The organism is Moritella sp. (genome assembly GCF_033791185.1).
Classification (GTDB): Bacteria; Pseudomonadota; Gammaproteobacteria; order Enterobacterales; family Moritellaceae; genus Moritella.
In genome coordinates, this window is the sequence record NZ_JASJHF010000011.1 from 1 (window position 1) to 4315 (window position 4315).

Consider the following 4315-nt stretch of genomic DNA (forward strand, 5'->3'; position numbering starts at 1 on the left):
TCGATTAACGGTGATGCATCAGCTTGCGTTACATGGCACTGTAGGCAGAAATAACGACGTGGTGACACATCCGATAATACTTCACCATCACGCCCTTGGTAATGCGTCACACTGATCTTAGTTGCACCCATTTCACCAGCATATTTCCAGCTATGGCATGACAAACACTTATTGGCATTTAACGACACTTCATAATGACGTGTTTGATGCGGTACAAGTGGTGGTTGATATACATAGTCACGGTCAATTGGGCTACGATCTTTAATCACACGCTTCAATTCGTCCGCTTTACGCGTTGTATCCAATTCCGTAATACCACGTAATGATGCAACACCACCGTTATTTACATTATCAATAACAGCAGTTTCTGTACTTTGTGCTGATACAGAGAATAAAGTCCCTGCAGCTAGCAGCACAGCCAATAATTTTCTCATATTATGTTCTCCACCTATCGGCAAATAAATCCGTTATTTGCCAGCATCGATTGCTGGCAAACTCTTTCAGTAAGATATGCAGGTTTAATTACACTTTAGTAATTTTTATTGCACATTTTTTATAATCCGTTTGTTTTGATAACGGATCCGTAGCATCTAGACATACCTTGTTAATTAATACTCGCGCATCAAACCAAGGTACAAATACTAAGCCTACTGGTGGGCGGTTACGGCCACGTGTTTCCACACGACAACGCACTTCACCACGAAGAGATTCAATAACAACTTCATCACCACGACGCACATTACGTTTCTTCGCGTCATCAGGATGGATATAACAAAGCGCATCAGGCATAGCACGATAAAGTTCAGGTACACGTGCTGTCATCGAGCCTGAATGCCAATGTTCAAGAACACGGCCGGTACATAACCACATGTCATATTCTTCATTTGGTATTTCTGGTGGCGCTTCATATGGTGCAAAAATGATGTTCGCTTTACCATCAGGCTTACCGTAGAACTCAAAGCCTTTGCCTTTACCTACATACGGATCACTGCCTTCTGCAAAACGCCATTTCGTTTCAACGCCGTTCACTACAGGCCAACGTAAACCACGAACTGTGTGGTAAACATCATACGGTGCTAAATCATGACCATGACCACGGCCAAAGGTTGCGTATTCTTCGAATAGACCTTTTTGTACGTAGAAGCCTTGATCATTAGCATCATCATTTAGCTCTTGCGCTTCGCTTAGTGGGAATGCGTCAACATTACCATTTTTGTACAGTACGTCGTACATCGTCTTGCCGCGATGCTCAGGCATCTTAGCTAATAGATCTTCACCCCAAACTTCTTCAATTTTGAAGCGTTTAGCGAATTCCATTAACTGCCATAAATCTGATTTTGCACCTTCAACAGATTTAACTTGTTGATACCAAGCTTGTGTACGACGTTCAGCATTACCATAAGCGCCTTCTTTTTCTACCCACATTGCCGTTGGTAAAATAAGGTCAGATGCTTGTGCAGTTACTGTTGGGTACGGGTCAGAACAAACGATGAAGTTGGCTGGGTTACGGTAACCTGGTAAGCCCTCTTCCATCATGTTTGGCGCAGCTTGCATGTTGTTGTTACACATAGTCCAATACGCATTCAACGTACCGTCTTTTAGTGCACGGTTTTGTGCAACAGCGTGTAAGCCCGGCTTAGGTGGGATCGTACCTTCAGGTAGTTTCCAGATCTTCTCAGCGATTGCGCGATGTTTTGGATTCGCAACAACCATATCTGCAGGCAGACGGTGTGAGAATGTACCCACTTCACGTGCTGTACCACATGCTGATGGTTGACCAGTAAGTGAGAACGGACCATTACCTGGCTGTGAAATTTTACCAACAAGTAAGTGAATGTTATAAACAAGGCTGTTCATCCACACACCACGTGTATGTTGATTCATACCCATAGTCCATAGCGACATTACTTTGATGTTTGGATCAGCATATTGCTTAGCAAGTGTAATTAGTTTTTCTTCTGATACACCTGAGATTTCTGATGCTTTCTCAACCGTATACTCAGCAACCGAGGTCTTATACTCTTCAAATGTCATTGCTGTCATTTTACCCGAGTTAGGGTTTTTAGCTTTAGCTTGCATTGGATGTTCGTCACGTAAACCGTAACCAATATCTGTTGCTGTACGTTTAAAGTGGGTGTGCTTATTAACGAAATCCCAGTTTACAGCATCATTTTGGATGATGTAGTTAGCAATAAAGTTAGCCATTGCTAGATCTGATTGTGGATTGAAAATAACACCCGTATCAGCTAGTTCAAAAGAACGATGCTTATACGTTGATAATACGTTTACTCTAACGTGTGGATTACTTAAACGGCGGTCAGTGATACGCGTCCAAAGAATTGGATGCATTTCAGCCATGTTTGAGCCCCAAAGTACAAATGCATCCGATTGTTCGAAGTCATCATAACAACCCATCGGCTCATCAATACCAAACGTACGCATGAAACCACCAACAGCGGAAGCCATACAGTGACGCGCATTAGGATCAATATTGTTTGAACGGAAACCGGCTTTCATCAATTTAACAGCGGCATAACCTTCCATCACTGTCCATTGACCAGAACCAAACATACCTACTGATGTAGGGCCGTTTGCTTTAAGTGAAGCTTTCCACTTTTCAGCCATGATATCAAAAGCTTGATCCCATGAAATTGGTGCAAATTCGCCATCTTTAGAAAACTCACCATCTTTCATACGCAATAAAGGTGTCGTTAGACGATCTTTACCGTACATAATTTTAGATAAGAAATAGCCTTTAACACAGTTAAGACCTTTATTTACTGGCGCTTCTGGATCACCTTGAGTAGCAACAACTTTACCACCCTGTGTACCAACGAGTACAGAACAACCTGTACCACAAAAACGACATGGGGCTTTGTCCCATTTAATTTTTGTTTCATCGCTAACTGCAATAAGATTTGTTGCACTAGCAGGAAGAGTAACGCCAGCAATTGCAGCAGCAGAAACTGCAGCATTTGCTTTAACAAACGCACGTCTGGTTAATTTCATAGATCATCCTCACATGATGGATCGATAGTTTCAATTTGATGAAAAACAAGAGAAGTACTTAAGACATGCTCGAGATTATTAATTTTATCAATAATATCAGTAACAAATTTTTGATTAGCTGTTTCTAATACGACGATAATTTTCCCCTCTTCACTGTCACCGTAAATTTCAGCTTCGGGTACTGCAGCAATTTTATTTTTCACGTCAACCAAATTTTCTGGTCTTACGTGAATGATTAAACTTGAGATATGAACTTCATGTTCTGCCATTTTATGACCTTATAATTATTATAAAACGTATTCTTAATAACTAAATCTAACAGCTAGGGCTCACTGTAATTGCATTTACAGGGCAAATAGATACACATCCACCACAACCGTTACAAGCATCTAATACAACATCAGGACTGACGAATGTTGTATTAGTAAAATTAAATACCAAAGCCTCTGTCTCACATGATTCAGCACAACTTCGGCAATATACCGATTTAATATTCAAGCAACTATCTGAAACAATTGCTTTATTAGCCCATGCCTGTGCTTGATTTAAATCGAACAAATCTTCTTTACAATGATTTACACATTCTTTACAGAAATTGCATTCTGATACGCTAAAATCGATTTCTGGGAACCCACCGTCACCGACTATTATTATTTGCTCAGGGCAAGCGGCCGTGCAATCACCACAGCGTGTACACTGTTCTGTAAACGATAAATCTGCTTTTAACCAAGGTAGGCGTACAACATTATTTTGTTCTTTACGACGAAATAATGAACGTCGTGCTAAATTCACACTCATAGACTACCTTGTAGAATAAATTACCTTTAAATATGAAAATGAAAGCGCACATTAGCCTATAAAGATATCAGATTCATGATGATACATATGACACCAGTCTCAAATACTCCCTAATGGATAAGCTAATGAAAACTTAATTTAGATCAACAAATAGTGATTTAAATATAATGTTTTTATTTAAAAAAAATATATAGCAAAGGAATATTGGTGACAATAAATACTTAAAATTATAGATAAGACTTTTGAGATGTGCATTTTTTATAAGGATTTAATATAGCGTAATTAGGTATTACACTATATTAAAAATATAGTCGGTGGGATTAATAAAATCTATACAGCTAAGATTTAGCGTCTTTAGCCACCAATAGACGCAAGGTGTGGCGTGTTAGCGGTAAAACCATCCTGAAGGAAGTGCGTCGATTTTTTATCTGACATATGCTCTACAACACGGCTGATGAGTGCCGATTGTTGATTATCATCTTGCAGTAAATCACGTAATTCAACCCCC

At 39.7% G+C, this 4315-nt stretch carries 4 protein-coding genes; all 4 read right to left on the bottom strand.

Going from position 1 to position 4315, the window contains the following annotated elements:
- On the bottom strand, nt 1-434 hold a 434-nt coding region (locus QNK26_RS00610; RefSeq protein WP_319220323.1), incomplete at its 3' end, for a nitrate reductase cytochrome c-type subunit.
- An 88-nt stretch (nt 435-522) separates the two neighbouring features.
- The gene (gene napA, locus QNK26_RS00615) at nt 523-3009 is read right to left on the bottom strand and encodes a periplasmic nitrate reductase subunit alpha (protein ID WP_319220324.1); all 2487 of its coding nucleotides are present in this window, start codon (nt 3007-3009) and stop codon (nt 523-525) included.
- Entirely contained in the window at nt 3006-3278 is a 273-nt protein-coding gene (locus QNK26_RS00620) for a chaperone NapD (protein ID WP_319220325.1), read from the bottom strand. The genes napA and QNK26_RS00620 overlap by 4 nt, the downstream gene beginning before the upstream one ends.
- Before the next feature lie 46 nt (nt 3279-3324).
- Nucleotides 3325-3807 (bottom strand): ferredoxin-type protein NapF, encoded by a 483-nt coding sequence (napF, locus tag QNK26_RS00625; protein ID WP_319220326.1) that lies wholly within the window; start codon nt 3805-3807, stop codon nt 3325-3327.
- Nucleotides 3808-4315: the final 508 nt, after the last annotated feature.

Excerpts from the sequence above, each read along its gene's own strand:
- QNK26_RS00620 (WP_319220325.1), bottom strand. The coding sequence starts at position 3,278 with ATGGCAGAACATGAAGTTCATATCTCAAGTTTAATCATTCACGTAAGA.
- napA (WP_319220324.1), bottom strand. The coding sequence starts at position 3,009 with ATGAAATTAACCAGACGTGCGTTTGTTAAAGCAAATGCTGCAGTTTCT.
- napF (WP_319220326.1), bottom strand. The coding sequence starts at position 3,807 with ATGAGTGTGAATTTAGCACGACGTTCATTATTTCGTCGTAAAGAACAA.